Annotated in this window: 16 protein-coding genes and 3 tRNA genes; all 19 read right to left on the bottom strand. The window is 64.9% G+C overall.

The features are described 5' to 3' along the window. Positions 1-6: 6 nt before the first annotated feature. The 19 genes from nuoK to clpX all read right to left on the bottom strand — a co-directional run bounded on the left by nuoK (position 7) and on the right by clpX (position 17304). A complete protein-coding gene (gene nuoK / locus AC6HZP_RS14020; RefSeq protein WP_201404134.1) occupies positions 7-315 on the bottom strand; it encodes an NADH-quinone oxidoreductase subunit NuoK in 309 nt (102 codons plus the stop codon). Between the two features lie 21 nt (positions 316-336). Next, positions 337-945, bottom strand: coding sequence for an NADH-quinone oxidoreductase subunit J (locus tag AC6HZP_RS14025; protein WP_497523364.1), 609 nt, complete (start codon positions 943-945; stop codon positions 337-339). A gap of 69 nt (positions 946-1014) precedes the next feature. Further along, positions 1015-1503 carry an NADH-quinone oxidoreductase subunit NuoI gene (gene nuoI, locus AC6HZP_RS14030; protein ID WP_201404136.1) on the bottom strand — a complete coding sequence of 163 codons (489 nt, stop codon included), beginning with the start codon at positions 1501-1503 and terminating at the stop codon, positions 1015-1017. Then, positions 1503-2549, bottom strand: a complete 1047-nt coding sequence (gene nuoH, locus AC6HZP_RS14035) for an NADH-quinone oxidoreductase subunit NuoH (RefSeq protein WP_497523365.1) — start codon at positions 2547-2549, stop codon at positions 1503-1505. The genes nuoI and nuoH overlap by 1 nt, the downstream gene beginning before the upstream one ends. A gap of 7 nt (positions 2550-2556) precedes the next feature. After that, complete coding sequence (gene nuoG, locus AC6HZP_RS14040; RefSeq protein WP_497523366.1) at positions 2557-4650, bottom strand: NADH-quinone oxidoreductase subunit NuoG; 2094 nt, start codon at positions 4648-4650, stop codon at positions 2557-2559. Positions 4651-4653: 3 nt separating this feature from the next. Beyond that, positions 4654-5961, bottom strand: coding sequence for an NADH-quinone oxidoreductase subunit NuoF (gene nuoF / locus AC6HZP_RS14045; RefSeq protein ID WP_497523367.1), 1308 nt, complete (start codon positions 5959-5961; stop codon positions 4654-4656). 12 nt (positions 5962-5973) lie between these two features. Next, positions 5974-6822: an NADH-quinone oxidoreductase subunit NuoE gene (gene nuoE, locus AC6HZP_RS14050; protein WP_497523368.1), complete on the bottom strand. Its 849-nt coding sequence runs from the start codon at positions 6820-6822 to the stop codon at positions 5974-5976. Next, on the bottom strand, positions 6822-8012 hold the full coding sequence (locus tag AC6HZP_RS14055; RefSeq protein WP_201404141.1) for an NADH-quinone oxidoreductase subunit D: 1191 nt from the start codon (positions 8010-8012) through the stop codon (positions 6822-6824). The genes nuoE and AC6HZP_RS14055 overlap by 1 nt, the downstream gene beginning before the upstream one ends. An 8-nt stretch (positions 8013-8020) precedes the next feature. After that, a complete protein-coding gene (locus AC6HZP_RS14060; RefSeq protein ID WP_497523369.1) occupies positions 8021-8650 on the bottom strand; it encodes an NADH-quinone oxidoreductase subunit C in 630 nt (209 codons plus the stop codon). A 9-nt stretch (positions 8651-8659) separates the two neighbouring features. Then, on the bottom strand, positions 8660-9238 hold the full coding sequence (locus AC6HZP_RS14065; RefSeq protein ID WP_201404143.1) for a NuoB/complex I 20 kDa subunit family protein: 579 nt from the start codon (positions 9236-9238) through the stop codon (positions 8660-8662). Then, a complete protein-coding gene (locus AC6HZP_RS14070; RefSeq protein WP_201404144.1) occupies positions 9229-9594 on the bottom strand; it encodes an NADH-quinone oxidoreductase subunit A in 366 nt (121 codons plus the stop codon). The genes AC6HZP_RS14065 and AC6HZP_RS14070 overlap by 10 nt, the downstream gene beginning before the upstream one ends. Positions 9595-10042: 448 nt before the next feature. After that, a complete protein-coding gene (locus AC6HZP_RS14075) occupies positions 10043-10351 on the bottom strand; it encodes a hypothetical protein (RefSeq protein ID WP_201404145.1) in 309 nt (102 codons plus the stop codon). A gap of 217 nt (positions 10352-10568) precedes the next feature. Next, positions 10569-11558: an FUSC family protein gene (locus tag AC6HZP_RS14080; RefSeq protein ID WP_497523370.1), complete on the bottom strand. Its 990-nt coding sequence runs from the start codon at positions 11556-11558 to the stop codon at positions 10569-10571. 396 nt (positions 11559-11954) lie between these two features. Next, a tRNA-Asp gene (locus tag AC6HZP_RS14085) sits at positions 11955-12031 on the bottom strand. Between the two features lie 136 nt (positions 12032-12167). Further along, positions 12168-12244, bottom strand: a tRNA-Asp gene (locus tag AC6HZP_RS14090). Positions 12245-12595: 351 nt separating this feature from the next. Then, positions 12596-12671: transfer RNA gene (locus tag AC6HZP_RS14095), tRNA-Val, on the bottom strand. Positions 12672-12817: 146 nt separating this feature from the next. Beyond that, positions 12818-13093: an HU family DNA-binding protein gene (locus AC6HZP_RS14100; RefSeq protein WP_201404147.1), complete on the bottom strand. Its 276-nt coding sequence runs from the start codon at positions 13091-13093 to the stop codon at positions 12818-12820. A gap of 193 nt (positions 13094-13286) precedes the next feature. Beyond that, complete coding sequence (gene lon, locus AC6HZP_RS14105) at positions 13287-15719, bottom strand: endopeptidase La (RefSeq protein WP_201404148.1); 2433 nt, start codon at positions 15717-15719, stop codon at positions 13287-13289. Between the two features lie 313 nt (positions 15720-16032). Next, a complete protein-coding gene (clpX, locus tag AC6HZP_RS14110; protein ID WP_201404149.1) occupies positions 16033-17304 on the bottom strand; it encodes an ATP-dependent Clp protease ATP-binding subunit ClpX in 1272 nt (423 codons plus the stop codon). Between the last annotated feature and the right edge of the window lie 81 nt (positions 17305-17385).

Below are 17385 nucleotides of genomic sequence, written 5' to 3' on the forward strand. Positions count from 1 at the left end.
CAGGCCTCAGCCCTTCATCATGTTGATGTCTTCCACCGCGATCGACCCGCGGTTACGGAAGTAGACGACGAGGATGGCAAGTCCGATCGCAGCCTCGGCGGCGGCGACGGTGAGCACCAGCAGCGCGAAGATCTGGCCGACCAGATCGCCGAGGAAGGACGAGAAGGTCACGAGATTGAGGTTCACGGCGAGCAGGATCAGCTCGACCGACATCAGGATGACGATGACGTTCTTCCGGTTCAGGAAGATGCCGAAGACGCCCAGCGTGAACAGGATCGCCGCGACCGTCAGATAGTGGGAGAGACCGATTACCATGGTGTTTTCCTCGTCTCTCGCTCAGATGCCCTTGCCGGGCTCGACGGAGTGCAGCTCGACCTTCTGCGTCCGCGCGACCTGATCGGCGATCACCTGCCGCTTGACCCGCGGCTTGTGGCGGAGCGTCAGCACGATCGCGCCGATCATCGCCACCAGCAGCACGAAGCCGGCCGTCTGGAAGAAGAAGATGTAGTCGGTATAGAGCAGCCGCCCGATCGCCTCGGTGTTGGTCACCTGCGCGATGTCGGGGATGGGCCGGACCGGATTGGCGAGGACCTCGGGCGCGAAGGCCCAGCCGCTCAGCACGATCACGAGTTCCGCCAGCAGCACGACACCGATCAGCGCGCCGATCGGCAGATACTGCAGGAAGCCCTGCCGCAGCTCGGCGAAGTCGACGTCGAGCATCATGACGACGAACAGGAACAGCACCGCCACCGCGCCGACATAGACCACAACCAGCAGCATCGCCAGGAACTCCGCGCCGAGCATCACGAAGAGGCCGGCCGCGTTGAAGAAGGCGAGGATGAGGAAGAGCACCGAGTGCACGGGATTGCGCGACGAGATCACCATCAGCGCGGACGCGATGGTGATGCCGGAGAACAGATAGAAGATGATGGTATGCAGGATCATGATCCGTGCCCTTGGACATCGCGGCGCACCGCGGCGTCCCTCCCAATTTGCGTCGGAACCACGTTCTACCTAGCGGTAGGGCGCGTCCATGCTGATATTCTGCGCGATCTCGCGCTCCCACCGGTCGCCATTCGCGAGAAGCTTTTCCTTGTCGTAGTAGAGCTCCTCGCGCGTCTCCGTCGCGAATTCGAAATTCGGCCCCTCGACGATGGCGTCGACCGGACACGCTTCCTGGCAGAAGCCGCAATAGATGCACTTCACCATGTCGATGTCGTAGCGCGTCGTGCGGCGGGTGCCGTCATTGCGGCGCGGACCCGCCTCGATGGTGATGGCCTGGGCGGGGCAGATCGCCTCGCACAGCTTGCACGCGATGCAGCGCTCTTCGCCGTTCGGGTAGCGGCGGAGCGCATGCTCGCCGCGGAAGCGCGGGCTGAGCGCGCCCTTTTCGAACGGGTAGTTCACGGTCTTCTTCGGCGCGAAGAAATAACGCATCGCCAGGAAGAAGGCCGAGACGAACTCGGAGAGGAAGATCGACTTGGCGGTTTGGTCGAGGCGCATCACGGTGCCCATCCCATAATCTGCAGAACGGCGGCCACCAGCACGACCATGCCAAGCGAGATCGGCAGGAAGACCTTCCAGCCCAGCCGCATCAGCTGGTCGTAGCGGTAGCGCGGAACGATGGCCTTCGCCATGGCGAACATGAAGAAGACCATGGTTGCCTTCAGCACGAACCAGACGATGCCCGGCACCCAGGTGAAGGGCGCGACGTTCACCGGCGGCAACCAGCCTCCGAGGAACAGGATCGTCGTCATCGCGCACATCAGGCAGATCGACGCATACTCGCCGAGCATGAACATCATGTACGGCGTCGAGCCATATTCCGACATGAAGCCGGCGACGAGCTCGGACTCCGCCTCGACCAGGTCGAAGGGCGGGCGGTTCGTCTCGGCCAGCGCCGAGACGAAGAAGATGACGAACATCGGCAGCAGCGCCAGCCAGTACCAGTCCAGGAAGCTGCCCGGCAGGCCGAGCTTGGTGCCGAGGCCGGTCTGCTGCGACGTCACCACGTCGGAGATGTTGAGCGAGCCGACGCAGAGCAGCACGGTCACCAGGACGAAGCCGATCGAGACTTCATAGGAGACCATCTGCGCGGCGGCGCGCAGCGACGACAGGAACGGGTACTTCGAGTTCGACGCCCAGCCACCCATGATGATGCCGTAGACGCCGAGCGACGAGATCGCCAGCAGGTAGAGGATGCCGACATTGATGTTGGCGATCACCCAGCCCGCATTGAACGGGATCACCGCCCAGCCGGCGAGCGCCAGCGTCACGGTGACGAGCGGCGCGAGCAGGAAGATGCCCTTGTTGGCGCCCGACGGAATGACGGGTTCCTTCAGCACGAACTTCAGAAGGTCAGCGAAGGACTGGAACAGGCCGAAGGCGCCGACGACGTTGGGGCCGCGACGCATCTGCACGGCCGCCCAGATCTTGCGGTCGGCGAGCAGGATGTAGGCGATGAAGACCAGCAGCAGCACGAGCACGAGCAGGCTCTGGCCCACCATGATCGCGCCGGGGATGAGGTAGTTTTCGACGAAGCCGTTCATTCCCGCCTCACTCCGCAGCCGCGGCAAGCTGGCCAGCGGCGAGCGCCGAGCATTCCGCCATGGTGGCCGAAGCGCGTGCGATCGGGTTGGTCAGGTAGAAATCATGGATCGGATTGGCGAAGGCCGCCTTTCCGAGCGCGCCGCCGGCCGAGGCCAGCGCCGCCACGTCGGCGAAATCGGCCGCGCGGACCGTGTCGACGGCGGCGAGATGCGGGTGCGCCGCATAGAGCGCCTTGCGCAGTTCGCCGAGCGAGTCGAACGGCAGCCTGTGGCCGAGGATGTCGGAAAGGGCGCGAAGGATCGCCCAGTCCTCGCGGGCATCGCCCGGCGGGAAGCCCGCCCGGTTGGCGACCTGCACGCGTCCCTCGGTGTTGACGAAGGTGCCCGACTTCTCGGTGTAGGCGGCGGACGGCAGGATCACGTCGGCGCGGTGCGCGCCGGCGTCGCCATGCGTGCCGATATAGACGACGAAGGCCGAGCCGAGGCGGGCCGTGTCGATCTCGTCGGCGCCGAGCAGGAAGACTACGTCGAGCGTGCCCTGCCCAGCCGCGTCCAGCATGCCGGCGACATCGAGGCCACCCGCGCCCGGCACGAAGCCGACGTCGAGCGCACCGACGCGCGCCGCTGCATTATGCAGCACGGCGAGGCCGTTCCAGCCCTCGTCGCGGCCAGGAGCCGAGGCGATCTTGGCAGCCGCCGCGAGAACCGCCTTGCCGTCCTCGCGGGCGAGCGCGCCCTGCCCGACGATCACGATCGGCCGCTTGGCATTGGCGAGGATCTCGCCGAAGGCGCCCTTGCCGGCAACGATCTCGGCCAGCGTCTCCGGGCCAGCGCCCAGATACTCGTGCGGATAGGTCAGATCGACCGCTTCGCCGATGACGCCGATCTTGACGCCACCCGCGCGCCAGCGCTTGCGGATGCGGGCGTTCAGCACCGACGCTTCCTTGCGAGGATTGGCGCCGACGATCAGGATCGCATCCGCCTGCTCGATGCCGGCGATGGTCGGGTTGAAGAGGTAGCTGCCGCGGCCGAGCGACGGATCGAGCGCGGCGCCATCCTGGCGCGCGTCAAGGTTGGCCGAGCCGAGCGAGTTGATCAGCGCCTTCAGAGCATAGAGCTCCTCGACGGCCGCGAGATCACCGGCGATGGCGCCGATCTTCGAGCCCTCGGTTGCCTTGACCTTGCCGGAGATCGCCGCGAAGGCCTCGCCCCACGACACAGCCTTGAGCCGGCCGTCGACGCGCAGATACGGGCGATCGAGACGCTGCGTGCGCAGGCCGTCCCAGATGAAGCGGGTCTTGTCGGAGATCCATTCCTCGTTGACGGCCTCGTTGAGGCGGGGCAGCACGCGCATCACTTCGCGGCCGCGCACGTCGACGCGGATGTTCGAACCGACGGCGTCCATGACGTCGATCGACTCGGTCTTGTTCAGTTCCCACGGACGGGCCGTGAAGGCGAACGGCTTCGAGGTCAGCGCACCGACCGGGCAGAGGTCGATGACGTTGCCCTGCAGCTCCGACGATAGCGCCTTCTCGAGATAGGTCGTGATCTCGGCGTCCTCGCCGCGGCCGATCAGGCCGAGCTCGGAGATGCCGGCGACTTCCGTCGTGAAGCGGACGCAACGCGTGCAATGGATGCAGCGGTTCATCACCGTCTTGACGAGCGGGCCGATGTACTTGTCCTCGACGGCGCGCTTGTTCTCGGCGAAGCGGTTCTTGTCGACGCCATAGGCCATCGCCTGGTCCTGCAGATCGCACTCGCCGCCCTGATCGCAGATCGGGCAATCCAGCGGGTGGTTGATCAGCAGGAATTCCATCACGCCTTCGCGTGCCTTCTTCACCATGGGCGACTTGGTAAGCATGACCGGCGGCTCGCCGTTCGGGCCCGGACGCAGGTCGCGCACGTTCATGGCGCAGGAGGCGGTCGGCTTCGGCGGGCCGCCCTTCACCTCGACGAGGCACATGCGGCAATTGCCGGCGATCGACAGCCGCTCGTGGAAGCAGAAACGCGGCACCTCGGCACCGGCGGCCTCGGCCGCCTGCAGCAGCGTATAGTCCGGCGGAACGTCGACTTCGATGCCGTCAACGATGATCTTGGCCATGGTTTACTCCGCCGCTTCCAGCATCTGCCGTTCGATCGGCCGGGGGTTGCGGGAATAGAGGTCGATGCGCTCCTCGATCTCGGGCCGGAAATGCCGGATCAGGCCCTGGATGGGCCATGCAGCGGCGTCGCCGAGCGCGCAGATCGTGTGGCCCTCGACCTGGGTCGTGACCTGCAGGAGCATGTCGATTTCGCGCTTCTCGGCTTCGCCGCGCGCCATACGGTCGATCACGCGCCACATCCAGCCGGTGCCTTCGCGGCACGGCGTGCACTGGCCGCAGCTCTCATGCTTGAAGAAGTAAGCGATGCGGGCGATGGCGCGGATGACGTCGGTCGACTTGTCCATGACGAGCACGCCGGCGGTGCCGAAGCTCGACTTCACGGCGCGCGTGCCGTCGAAGTCCATGATCAGGTCTTCGCACTGCTCGGCCGGAATGATCGGGCAGGAAGCGCCGCCGGGGATGATCGCCTTCAGGTTTTCCCAGCCGCCGCGAACGCCGCCGCCGTGCTTCTCGATCAATTCCTTGAACGGGATGCCCATCGCCTCTTCGACGATGCAGGGGGTGTTCACATGGCCGGAGATGCCGAACAGCTTGGTGCCGACATTATTCGGACGACCGATCGACGAGAACCACGACGGGCCGCGACGCAAGATGGTCGGGGCGACGGCGATGCTCTCGACGTTGTTGACGGTCGTCGGGCAGCCATAGAGGCCGACATTGGCCGGGAACGGCGGCTTCAGGCGCGGCTGGCCCTTCTTGCCTTCCAGGCTCTCGAGCAGCGCCGTCTCTTCGCCGCAGATATAGGCGCCGGCGCCATGGGCGACATAGATGTCCATGTCCCAGCCATGGACGTTGTTCTTGCCGATCAGGCGCGCTTCGTAGGCCTGGTCGATCGCCGCCTGCAGATGCTCGCGCTCGCGGATGAACTCGCCGCGAACGTAGATGTAGGCCGCATGGGCGCCCATCGCGAAGCCGGCGATCAGGCAGCCCTCGACGAGATGGTGCGGATCATGCCGCAGGATCTCGCGATCCTTGCAGGTGCCGGGCTCGGATTCGTCGGCGTTGACGACGAGGTAGTGCGGCCGGCCGTCGTTCTGCTTGGGCATGAACGACCACTTCAGGCCCGTCGGAAAACCGGCGCCGCCACGGCCGCGCAGGCCCGAGGCCTTCATCTGGTCGACGATCCAGTCACGACCGGCCTCGATGATGGTCTTGGTACCATCCCACGAGCCGCGCTTCAGCGCGCCCTGGAGACCCCAGTCGTGATGGCCGTAGATATTCGTGAAGATGCGGTCTTTGTCCGAAAGCATCGTCCGCCCCCTCTACTCTTTCTTGCCCGCATCCGGCCGGACCGCGGGGTCCGAGGCCGGCACGTTCTGCTTGACCTGATTGGGAACCTTTTCCTTGTCCGCCTCGCCCTCGGCCTTGACGGCGGGAGCCGCAGGCGGCTCGGCCGGCGCCGGATTGGCGGCGGCGCGGGCAGCTTCCGCCGCAGCCGCTGCGCGGGCGGCGATCGCCTCGCGCGCCGCCTGCAGGCCTACGCCCTGCCCGACCATCGAGCCGTCATAGAGCTCCGGCGACGTCAGCGCCTTGAAGCCGCCGACCGGCGCCGAATGATGGCGATCGATCTGCGGGCCCGGCTTGATCGGCCGGCCGGCCTCGATGTCATCGAGCAGCTTGCCGAGGCTCTCGACCGTCAGATCCTCATAGGTATCCGGCACGATCTGCGCCATCGGCGCGTTCACGCAGGCGCCCAGGCACTCGACCTCTTCCCACGACAGCGAACCGTCGGCGGAGGGATGGAACGGCTCGGCGTGGATGCGCTCGCGGCAGAGCTCGATCAGCTTGTTGGCGCCACGCAGCATGCACGGCGTCGTGCCGCAGACCTGGATGTGCGCCTTCTTGCCGACCGGGGCCAGCAGGAACATCGTGTAGAAGGTCGCGACTTCGAGCACGCGGATATACGGCATGTCGAGGAACTCACCGACCCAGCGGATCGACGGCTCCGAAACCCAGCCCTGCTGCTCCTGGACGCGCCACAGAATCGAGATCACGGCGGAGGCCTGCTTGCCTTCCGGGAACTTCGTGACCTGCTTTTCGGCCCAGGCCAGATTTTCCGGCGAGAAGGCAAAGCTCGCGGGCTGTTCGGATGCGAGACGACGAACGGACATTAGCGGTCAACCTCTCCGAACACGATGTCGATGGAACCGAGAACCGCGGAGACGTCGGCCAGCATGTGGCCTCGACACAGGAAGTCCATCGACTGGAGATGCGCGAAACCGGGCGCACGGATCTTGCAGCGGTAGGGCTTGTTCGAGCCGTCCGCCACCAGGTAGACGCCGAACTCGCCCTTCGGCGCCTCGACTGCGGCGTAAACCTCGCCGGCGGGAACGTGATAGCCCTCGGTGTAGAGCTTGAAGTGATGGATGAGCGCTTCCATCGAGCGCTTCATCTCGCCGCGCTTCGGCGGGACGATCTTGTTGTCGGTGTAGGAGACCGGACCGACCTTCTCCGTCGTCAGCAGGCGATGCACGCACTGCTTCATGATGCGGATCGACTCGCGCATCTCGGCCATGCGGACGAGATAGCGGTCGTAATTGTCGCCGTGAACGCCGGTCGGAATGTCGAACTCGAGTTCCGAATAGCACTCGTAGGGCTGCGCGCGACGCAGGTCCCAGGCAGCGCCCGTGCCGCGGATCAGCACGCCGGAATAGGCCCACTTCCAGGCTTCTTCCTGCGTCAGCACGCCGATGTCGACATTGCGCTGCTTGAAGATGCGGTTGCCGGTGACGAGACGGTCGAGATCGTTCAGCCGCTGCAGGAACGGATCGCAGAAATCGCCGATATCGCGAACAAGCTGCTCCGGCAGATCCTGGTGCACGCCGCCGGGACGGAAATAGGCCGCATGCATGCGGGATCCCGAGGCGCGCTCATAGAAGATCATGAGCTTCTCGCGTTCCTCGAAGCCCCAGAGCGGCGGCGTCAGGGCGCCGCAGTCCATCGCCCAGGTCGTCACGTTCAGTACGTGCGACAGGATGCGACCGATCTCGGAGTAGAGGACGCGGATCAGCTGGCCGCGTTTCGGCACCTCGATGCCGAGCAGCTTCTCGACGGCGAGCGCGAAGGCGTGCTCCTGGTTCATCGGCGCGACATAGTCGAGACGATCGAAATAGGGCACGGCCTGGAGATAGGTCTTGTTCTCGATCAGCTTCTCGGTGCCGCGATGCAGCAGGCCGATATGCGGATCCACGCGATCGACGATTTCACCATCGAGCTCGAGCACGAGGCGCAACACGCCGTGCGCGGAAGGATGCTCGGGGCCGAAGTTGATATTGAATGGACGAACCTGGGCTTCTGCCATCTCGTGCCTCAGCTCGACTTCTGTTCGGTCTTGGGTGCGTCCGCGGCCTTCTCGTCGCCCGGCAGCACGTAGTCCGTGCCTTCCCATGGCGAGAGGAAGTCGAAGTCGCGGAATTCCTGCGCCAGGCGGACGGGTTCGTAGACGACGCGCTTCTGCTCGTCGTCGTAGCGGACCTCGACATAGCCGGTCAGCGGGAAGTCCTTGCGCAGCGGATGCCCTTCGAAGCCGTAGTCGGTGAGCAGGCGACGCAGATCGGGATGGCCGGTGAACAGGATGCCGTACATGTCGTAGGCTTCGCGCTCGAACCAGTCGGCGCCCGGCAGGATCGACGTAATCGACGGAACCGGCGTGACTTCGTCCGTCTCGAGCTTGAGGCGGATGCGGAGGTTCCGCGTCGGGCTCAGCAGGTGATAGACGACGTCGAAGCGCAGCTCGCGCTGCGGGTAGTCGACACCGCAGACGTCGATCAGGCTGACGAAGCCGGTGTTCGGATCGCTGGCGAGCCAGGCGACGAGGTCGACGATGGTTTCGAGCCGGACGTTGACGGTCAGCTCGCCATAGGCGACGTCCCAGCCGACCACATCCGCGCCACGTTGCGCGACGATGTAGTCACCGAGCTGTTTGAGGGTCTCTTCCATGCTGTGCCTTCAGCGCTCGATGGTGCCGGTGCGACGGATCTTCTTCTGCAGGAGCAGAACGCCATAGAGCAGCGCTTCAGCCGTCGGCGGGCATCCCGGAACGTAGATGTCGACCGGCACGACGCGATCGCAACCCCGCACCACGGAATAGGAATAGTGGTAGTAGCCGCCGCCATTGGCGCAGCTGCCCATCGAGATGACGTAGCGCGGCTCCGGCATCTGGTCGTAGACCTTGCGCAGCGCCGGGGCCATCTTGTTGGTCAGCGTGCCGGCGACGATCATCACGTCGGACTGGCGCGGCGAGGCGCGCGGCGCGAAGCCGAAGCGCTCGACGTCATAGCGCGGCATCGACACCTGCATCATCTCGACGGCGCAGCAGGCGAGGCCGAACTGCATCCACATCAGAGAGCCGGTGCGGGCCCAGGTGATCAGGTCCGAAGCGGCGGCGACAAAGAAACCCTTGTCCGCCAGCTCGTTGTTGACCTCCATGAAGAAGGGGTCGGAATGACCGATCGGCCGGCCCGACGCATCCACAAGCCCCTTCGGCCGCTCAGCGACCTGGGTAGCAGAGGTTCCGCTCAATCCCATTCGAGCGCTCCCTTCTTCCATTCATAGATGAAGCCGATGGTGAGAACGGCCAGGAAAATCATCATCGACCAGAAGCCGTACCAGCCGAGGTCACCGAACACGACCGCCCAGGGGAACAGGAACGCCACTTCGAGATCGAAGATGATGAACAGGATGGCGACGAGGTAGAACCGCACGTCGAACCGCATGCGCGCGTCGTCGAAGGCGTTAAAGCCGCACTCGTAGGCCGAGAGCTTCTCCGGATCCGGATTGCGGTAGGCGACGAGGAAGGGCGAGATCAACAGCGCAAGCCCGATGACCAGAGCAATCCCGAGAAACACGAGGATTGGCAGGTATTCGCGCAACAGGTCTTCCATGGTCCGGCTCCGTTGCTCCCATCATGTGCAGCCGCGCTGCCGCTCTACGATGGTGCGGCGCAAAATGGCCGCCAAGCGTTTCACTCGACTAAGATATCGGCCGGCCGTGCCAAGACGGCGATCCGCCAGGGCGGCGGTCGAAACATGAGGCGAGGCTTAGCGGAGGTGGAAAGGCGTGGCAAGCCCCGAGCCATCGCCCGGCCGGGGGGCTTCAGGGCCGGAATCGCGGATCACGGCGGGAAACGGGCAAAAATTAGAACTGGAAGAATGAAACCATTTTTGTGTGCGGCGAGATGTCCCGTCCAAGTGGCGCAAAGTCCACGCCCAGCCTGAGAAAACCAGAATCCTCGGACCCGGAATAAATTCACAAGAAAATGGGGGCGAATCGCCCCCATCTGGCAGCATCGGCCCCTGCCGGAGCTGGCGCCCCGCGTCGGCCGCCCTGCCGCTACCGGGCGCCGGATGCCTGATTCTTCAGCAGGCCGACGATCGCCGTGAGGATCGCGCCGCCGGCGCCGCCACCCACCACGTCGGCGAGGATCTTGCTGATGTCGAGGCCGGCCATCGCCGCGCCGGCGTCGGGCGCGCCGCCGCCCATCACAGCCTGCAGGATCTGGCCCAGAATGAGGCCGCCGATACCGCCGGCGATGGAATTGCCCGTGGTTCCAAGGCTCTTGTCCTTGAGGGCCGAACCCGCTGCGTTTCCGCCGATCAGGCCGGCCACCACCTGGATGATAAGAGGCAGTAGAGTCTCCATGAGAATCTCCCCGAATGGACGACCGACCGCGAATCATTCGTGACCGACGCCAGCAGACGCAGGGTAAACTTATCACAGGTGTCGATCTAATCTTTCTGTCGCTGCGGTGCAGCAACAGTATTCGTGGCACCGGCGCGGTTCGGCGCCGAATCGGACGGCGAGAACAACATGGCCGCGCCTTGGCGAGACCAAGCAGACGCACCTCACGAGAATAGCTTCAGGTGCCGGCACCGGATTCGGCATGCACCTGCGGCACGGTCTTTGACGGCGCGGCCGATCCTCGCGGCAGCAGGAAGAGGAGAGCGGTCACGACGAGGAGGCCGCCCGCCGTCAGCAACACCCGATCGAACGCGAGCGGCAGCGGCGACGCGACGGGCCCGAGATCGAAGGCGAGCGCGATCGCGGTGAGGCAGAAGGTCCACGCGCCATAGCGCTTCGCCCCGATCATCAGCATGGCGAAGACGAGGATGCCGACCAGCGTCGCATGCAGCCATGGCGCACTCGCCCATCCGAGCAGCAAGCCGCCGCAGGCCGCCCCGAGCAGGCTGCCGATGCCGCGCTGCTTCATCCGCCGCAGCGTCTGCTCGCGCGTCGGCTTCAGGACGCGTAGCGCCGCCGCTGGCAGCCATCCGGGATGCGAGCTTGGCGAGATCCCCGCCAGCAACGCCCCCAGCAGGCTGGCGGAGGCCGCCGTGGCCAGAAAACGTCCCCCTGCCCGATCGCCGACCGGAAGCGACGAGCCGCCCGTGGGCGCCCGCGGCAGCACCACGGCCGCGACGGCGACGGCCCAGATCGTCCCGGCGAGGAAGAGCCCGCCATAGAGCTGCCATCCGCCCGGTGGCAGCGGCTCGATCGACAGGAAGAAGGCCAGCGCCCCGAGCGCCACCGGAAGCCGCAGCGGACCGCCCCTGAGCTCCATCACCGCCTGCGCCAGGGCCGCTGCGACCGCCATGGCGAAGAAGCCCGCGCCGCCGATCGTCACCATCGCGCCGAGGCAAGCGAAGCCGCTGAGGATCAGCGCGGCCAATCCGAGCGTCAGAAACGGCCTCGCCACGGGAACGGTCGGGAACGAGACCAGCAGCAGATAGGCGCCGAAGGAGGCGATCGATCCGTTGGTGGCCTGCCCGACCGCCATGCCGACGCCCCACGGCGCGACAACGCCGGCAGCCGCCAGCGCCGCGCGACGGATCCGGGCGATATCGTACAAGGCAGGTTTTGCGGGAGGGTTCGGTGGCGTCATCGGACCGGTCTGCTGAAGTGCGTTGCCGCCAGTAGATTCAGGACAGACGGGATATGCAACGTCTGCGTGCTCCCTCCCCGCCCGACACCAGCCATCGGCCCAAGGCTTTCCAACCGTGTCACGGGGGTCGCGCAGGAGGCGAGGCCGCTTCCCCTGCCCCAAGACGTTTCACGGCCCATACAGGGCCCAGGAATGGCCACCGGAGGCCAACGACGCCGAGTGGGCTGAGAGCGCTATCTTACCCTCGCAACGAAGGACTACTGCCGGCAAGCGTCTAGGCGTCACGCTGCCCGCCAGGCAGGCAAGCATCGAACCCGGAGAACGTTGCAGGACGAAAATTAAGGATGAGGAGTAAAGAATAAATGGCGGGAGTGACGGGGCTCGAACCCGCGACCTCCGGCGTGACAGGCCGGCGCTCTAACCAACTGAGCTACACCCCCGCGGGTGCCCCTTTCGGGCGTCACGGCCAGGGGCCGCGTCGTGCTTGCGGATCGGGTCAATCTGGCCATGGCCAGACCGTCGCTGCGATCCGCAGTTCCAGGCAGAACGTGACGATGTCACCTGCTTGGGAAAGAATGGCGGGAGTGACGGGGCTCGAACCCGCGACCTCCGGCGTGACAGGCCGGCGCTCTAACCAACTGAGCTACACCCCCGCTGGGGTCCTCTTTCGAGGCCGCCGCAGCTCGTCGCCGCGTCGTTGTTGAGCGCTGAAGTACGGTACCGCCCTATCCAAGTCAAGCGCGCTTTCCGGAGCCATTGTGGAAAACCGGACCCATTGCCGGCGAACCGTTGCCCAGCCTCAAAAGCCACTTTCAGCAACCGGAACAAGGAGCCGCCCCTGCCCGCGCGGGCCAAGCCATCGCGTTCGGAAGAAGCATCCGGCGCGGCGGGACAAAGATCATCTGTGTGGGGGAAGCCGACGACGAGACGGACCGCCGCGAGACAAGGGCATGCCGCGCGTCCGCAAGGGGGTCTGATTTCGACGTCGCAGGGAGGGCCGGGAATGGTGGGCGGTGAGAGACTCGAACTCCCGACATCCTCGGTGTAAACGAGGCGCTCTACCAACTGAGCTAACCGCCCGGAAAATCGTCCGGCGCCGAGACGTGTAGGCGAAAGTCGCCCCGTCTTTCAAGGCCATAAGCGCGCCATCCACGGCGCGGTCAAAAAAAACGGCCTCGCGCCGCGAAGGCGCAAGGCCGTCAAAACCCAACAAGCCTGACTATGGCTTAGTTGACGGCGTCCTTCAGGCCCTTGCCGGCCTTGAACTTCGGCGTCTTGGAAGCGGCGATCTGGATCGTCTCGCCGGTACGCGGATTGCGACCCTCGCTGGCGGCGCGGGAAGCCACGCTGAAATTACCAAAACCGATGATCTTGACTTCGTCACCCGACTTCAGGGCAGCCGTGATCACGTCGAACGTTGCGTCGACAGCCTCGGCGGCGGCGGCCTTGGACACGCCGGTACGCTCGGCGACGGCAGCGATGAGATCGTTCTTGTTAGCCATGGATGATCCTTTCTCAGGTCTTGAGTCGGGACGATTCGCATGACCCGACCGAGCGCGAGAAATCCCTGAAAAACGGACGGATGGCAAGAGAAACTGGCAGAATTCTGCGCTTTTGGACCAGAAATCAGCGAATTTCGATACAAAAACGCCCGCCAGAGTGGCGGGCGTCCTGTTTTGCGCGGAAAACCGCCCCTTAATGGGCCGTCAGAGCCGCCGCCGCATCGTCGTCTGCGACGACCGTCTTGTCGGCCACGACCTTGCTTTCGTCCCACGTGATCGGCTCGGGTTTGCGAACCAGAGCATGGGTCAGCACGTCGTCCATCCGGGCGACCGGGATGATCTCGAGGCCGTTCTTCACATTGTCCGGGATCTCGGCGAGATCCTTCGCATTGTCCTCGGGAATCATCACCGTCTTGATCCCGGCGCGCAGCGCCGCGAGCAGCTTCTCCTTCAGACCGCCGATCGGCAGCACGCGACCACGGAGCGTGATCTCGCCCGTCATGGCAACGTCCTTGCGGACGGCGATGCCGGTCATGGTCGAGACGATCGCCGTCACCATCGCGATACCGGCCGACGGGCCATCCTTCGGCGTCGCGCCTTCCGGCACGTGCACGTGGATGTCGCGCCGGTCGAACAGCGGCGGCTCGATGCCGAAATCAACCGCGCGCGAGCGGACGTAGGACGCCGCCGCGGAGATCGATTCCTTCATCACGTCGCGCAGGTTGCCGGTGACGGTCATGCGGCCCTTACCGGGCATCATGACGCCTTCGATCGTCAGGATCTCGCCGCCGACTTCCGTCCAGGCGAGGCCCGTCACGACGCCGACCTGGTCCTCGAGCTCCGCCTCGCCGTAGCGATAGCGGGGTGCGCCGAGATAATCCTCGACGACCTGCTCGGTGACCTCGACCGACTTCACCTTGGTCAGCAGGATGTCCTTGACCGCCTTGCGCGCCAGCGTGGCCAGATCGCGCTCGAGGCTACGGACACCCGCCTCGCGGGTGTAGCGGCGGATGATGAAGCGGAGCGCCTCCTCGCCGACCGAGAACTCCTTCTCGTTCAGGCCGTGATTCTTCACGACCTTCGGCAGAAGGTGGTTGCGGGCGATGGCGAGCTTCTCATCCTCGGTGTATCCGGCGATCCGGATGATCTCCATACGGTCCATCAACGGGCCGGGGATGTTCAGCGTGTTCGCCGTCGTCACGAACATCACGTTCGACAGGTCATAGTCGACCTCGAGGTAGTGATCGTTGAACGTGCTGTTCTGCTCCGGATCCAGCACCTCGAGCAGCGCCGACGACGGATCGCCACGGAAGTCCTGGCCCATCTTGTCGATCTCGTCGAGCAGGAAGAGCGGATTGGACTTCTTCGCCTTCTTCATCGACTGGATGACCTTGCCGGGCATCGAGCCGATATAGGTGCGCCGATGGCCACGGATCTCGGCCTCGTCGCGCACGCCGCCGAGCGACATGCGGACATATTCACGGCCGGTCGCCTTGGCGATCGAGCGGGCGAGCGAGGTCTTGCCGACGCCCGGAGGGCCGACGAGGCAGAGGATCGGCCCCTTCAGCGTGTTGGCGCGGCTCTGCACGGCCAGATACTCGATGATCCGGTCCTTGACCTTGTCGAGGCTGTAGTGATCGGCATCGAGCACCTCCTGCGCGAAACGCAGGTCATGCTTGACCTTGGAGCGCTTGCCCCACGGAATGCCGAGCAGCCAGTCGAGATAGTTGCGGACCACCGTCGCCTCGGCCGACATCGGCGACATCTGGCGGAGCTTCTTCAGCTCGCCCATCGCCTTCTCGTTGGCTTCCTTCGACAGCTTGGTCTTGGCGATGCGCTCCTCGAGTTCGGCGAGTTCGTCCTTGCCGTCCTCCTGGTCGCCCAGTTCCTTCTGGATCGCCTTCATCTGCTCGTTCAGATAGTACTCGCGCTGCGTCTTCTCCATCTGCCGCTTGACGCGGGAGCGGATGCGCTTCTCCACCTGAAGAACGGAGATCTCGCTTTCCATCAGGCCGAGCACGCGCTCCAGCCGGCCGGCGACGGTCGGCAGAGCGAGGATCGCCTGCTTCTCGGGGATCTTGATGGCGAGGTGCGAGGCGACCGTGTCGGCAAGCTTCGAATAGTCGTCGATCTGCGTCACCGCGCCGACGACCTCGGGCGAAACCTTCTTGTTCAGCTTCACATAGTTCTCGAACTCGGTGACGACCGAGCGCGCGAGCGCCTCGACCTCGACGCGATCGCCAACGTCGTCCTCGAGCACGGTGGCATAGGCCTCGTAATAGGCCTCGTGGTCGGTGTAGCGCTGGATTTCGGCGCGCGCGATGCCCTCGACCAGAACCTTGACGGTTCCGTCCGGCAGCTTCAGGAGCTGGAGGACGCTGGCGAGCGTACCGACGGGGAAGATGGCTTCCGGCGCCGGATCGTCATCGCTGGCATTCTGCTGGGTGGCGAGGAGAATCTGCTTGTCCGCCCGCATCACCTCTTCCAGCGCACGGATGGATTTTTCTCGCCCGACAAACAGCGGCACGATCATGTGCGGGAATACGACGATGTCACGCAGCGGCAGGACCGGATAGAGTTCGTCGCCTGCTTCGAGGCCGATCGAACGCTTGGTATCAGCTGTCATGAGGCATTCCTTTCGAACCGCCACGGCCCAGATTGGCACCGTGGGGCTTGGAGATGAACCACCGGCTTGGAGGAAAGAGGGCCGTTGGGTCGACTCGGGGTCTGAACGTCTTCCGACGCGTTGACCATTAGGTGGCGTCGCACCATCGGGGTGTCAAGCAGTACACCGCACTGCAATCGGGCTCTTTGCGCCGGCCGTAACGGAAGGTTCCGCCGCCTCGCCGGGACGCGGTTCGCCCTGCCGCCGGAGAGCGCACAAACAAAAACGGCGGGGACATGCCCCGCCGTTTCGAACTCTTTCCAGTGCTGACGCATCAGGCGCCGGCGTTGGCAACGGCCTCGTCCTGGCGCTCCGCATAGATGTAGAGCGGGCGGGCCGAACCATCGACCACCTCGGCCGAGATCACGACTTCCTGCACGCCGTCCAGGCCTGGCAGGTCGAACATCGTCTCGAGCAGGATCGCTTCCATGATCGAACGCAGGCCGCGCGCGCCGGTCTTGCGCTCGATCGCCTTCTTGGCGATCGCCGAGAGCGCGTCCGGGTGGAACGTCAGCTCGACATTCTCCATCTCGAACAGGCGCTGGTACTGCTTGACCAGAGCGTTCTTGGGCTCGGTCAGGATGGTGATCAGCGCCGGCTCGTCGAGATCCTCGAGCGTGGCGAGCACCGGCAGGCGGCCGACGAATTCCGGGATCAGGCCGAACTTCAGCAGATCCTCGGGCTCGACGCTGCGGAACAGCTCGCCCGTGCGGCGATCTTCCGGGGCCGAGACGCGAGCGGCGAAGCCGATCGACGTCGAACGGCCGCGATCCGAGATGATCTTCTCGAGGCCCGCGAAGGCGCCGCCACAGATGAACAGGATGTTCGTCGTGTCGACCTGCAGGAACTCCTGCTGCGGGTGCTTGCGGCCGCCCTGCGGCGGCACGGAGGCAACCGTGCCTTCCATGATCTTCAGCAGCGCCTGCTGCACGCCCTCGCCCGACACGTCGCGGGTGATCGACGGGTTGTCGGACTTGCGCGAGATCTTGTCGACCTCGTCGATGTAGACGATGCCGCGCTGCGCCCGCTCGACATTGTAGTCGGCCGACTGCAGCAGCTTCAGGATGATGTTCTCGACGTCCTCGCCGACATAGCCGGCCTCGGTCAGCGTCGTCGCATCGGCCATGGTGAAGGGCACGTCGAGGATGCGGGCGAGCGTCTGCGCGAGCAGCGTCTTGCCGCAACCGGTCGGGCCGATCAGCAGGATGTTGGACTTCGCCAGCTCGACATCGTTGTTCTTGGCAGCGTGGTTCAACCGCTTGTAGTGGTTGTGCACGGCAACCGAGAGCACGCGCTTGGCGTGGCGCTGGCCGATCACATAGTCATCCAGGACCGCGCAGATCTCGAGCGGCGTGGGCACGCCGTCGCGCGATTTCACCAGCGAGGACTTCGATTCCTCGCGAATGATGTCCATGCACAGCTCGACGCATTCATCGCAGATGAATACCGTCGGGCCCGCGATCAGCTTGCGCACCTCATGCTGGCTCTTGCCGCAAAACGAGCAATAGAGCGTATTCTTGGTGTCGCTTCCGCTGACTTTGCTCATCCGTCTACCTCGCTGTCGTTCAGGCTCGGGACCTCCAAACGACTTATTCGATGTCTCGCCCGGCTCGATGCCGACCTGACC

Source organism: Kaistia sp. SLG-1 (genome assembly GCF_059699055.1).

What these genes read in the sequence shown, in the direction of transcription:
- nuoK (WP_201404134.1), bottom strand. Translation starts at nt 315, where the DNA reads ATGGTAATCGGTCTCTCCCACTATCTGACGGTCGCGGCGATCCTGTTC.
- AC6HZP_RS14100 (WP_201404147.1), bottom strand. Translation starts at nt 13,093, where the DNA reads ATGGCTAACAAGAACGATCTCATCGCTGCCGTCGCCGAGCGTACCGGC.
- clpX (WP_201404149.1), bottom strand. Translation starts at nt 17,304, where the DNA reads ATGAGCAAAGTCAGCGGAAGCGACACCAAGAATACGCTCTATTGCTCG.
- nuoG (WP_497523366.1), bottom strand. Translation starts at nt 4,650, where the DNA reads ATGGCCAAGATCATCGTTGACGGCATCGAAGTCGACGTTCCGCCGGAC.
- AC6HZP_RS14060 (WP_497523369.1), bottom strand. Translation starts at nt 8,650, where the DNA reads ATGGAAGAGACCCTCAAACAGCTCGGTGACTACATCGTCGCGCAACGT.
- nuoF (WP_497523367.1), bottom strand. Translation starts at nt 5,961, where the DNA reads ATGCTTTCGGACAAAGACCGCATCTTCACGAATATCTACGGCCATCAC.
- nuoH (WP_497523365.1), bottom strand. Translation starts at nt 2,549, where the DNA reads ATGAACGGCTTCGTCGAAAACTACCTCATCCCCGGCGCGATCATGGTG.
- lon (WP_201404148.1), bottom strand. Translation starts at nt 15,719, where the DNA reads ATGACAGCTGATACCAAGCGTTCGATCGGCCTCGAAGCAGGCGACGAA.
- nuoE (WP_497523368.1), bottom strand. Translation starts at nt 6,822, where the DNA reads ATGTCCGTTCGTCGTCTCGCATCCGAACAGCCCGCGAGCTTTGCCTTC.
- nuoI (WP_201404136.1), bottom strand. Translation starts at nt 1,503, where the DNA reads ATGCGCCTCGACCAAACCGCCAAGTCGATCTTCCTCTCCGAGTTCGTC.
- AC6HZP_RS14065 (WP_201404143.1), bottom strand. Translation starts at nt 9,238, where the DNA reads ATGGGATTGAGCGGAACCTCTGCTACCCAGGTCGCTGAGCGGCCGAAG.
- AC6HZP_RS14025 (WP_497523364.1), bottom strand. Translation starts at nt 945, where the DNA reads ATGATCCTGCATACCATCATCTTCTATCTGTTCTCCGGCATCACCATC.
- AC6HZP_RS14070 (WP_201404144.1), bottom strand. Translation starts at nt 9,594, where the DNA reads ATGGAAGACCTGTTGCGCGAATACCTGCCAATCCTCGTGTTTCTCGGG.
- AC6HZP_RS14075 (WP_201404145.1), bottom strand. Translation starts at nt 10,351, where the DNA reads ATGGAGACTCTACTGCCTCTTATCATCCAGGTGGTGGCCGGCCTGATC.
- AC6HZP_RS14055 (WP_201404141.1), bottom strand. Translation starts at nt 8,012, where the DNA reads ATGGCAGAAGCCCAGGTTCGTCCATTCAATATCAACTTCGGCCCCGAG.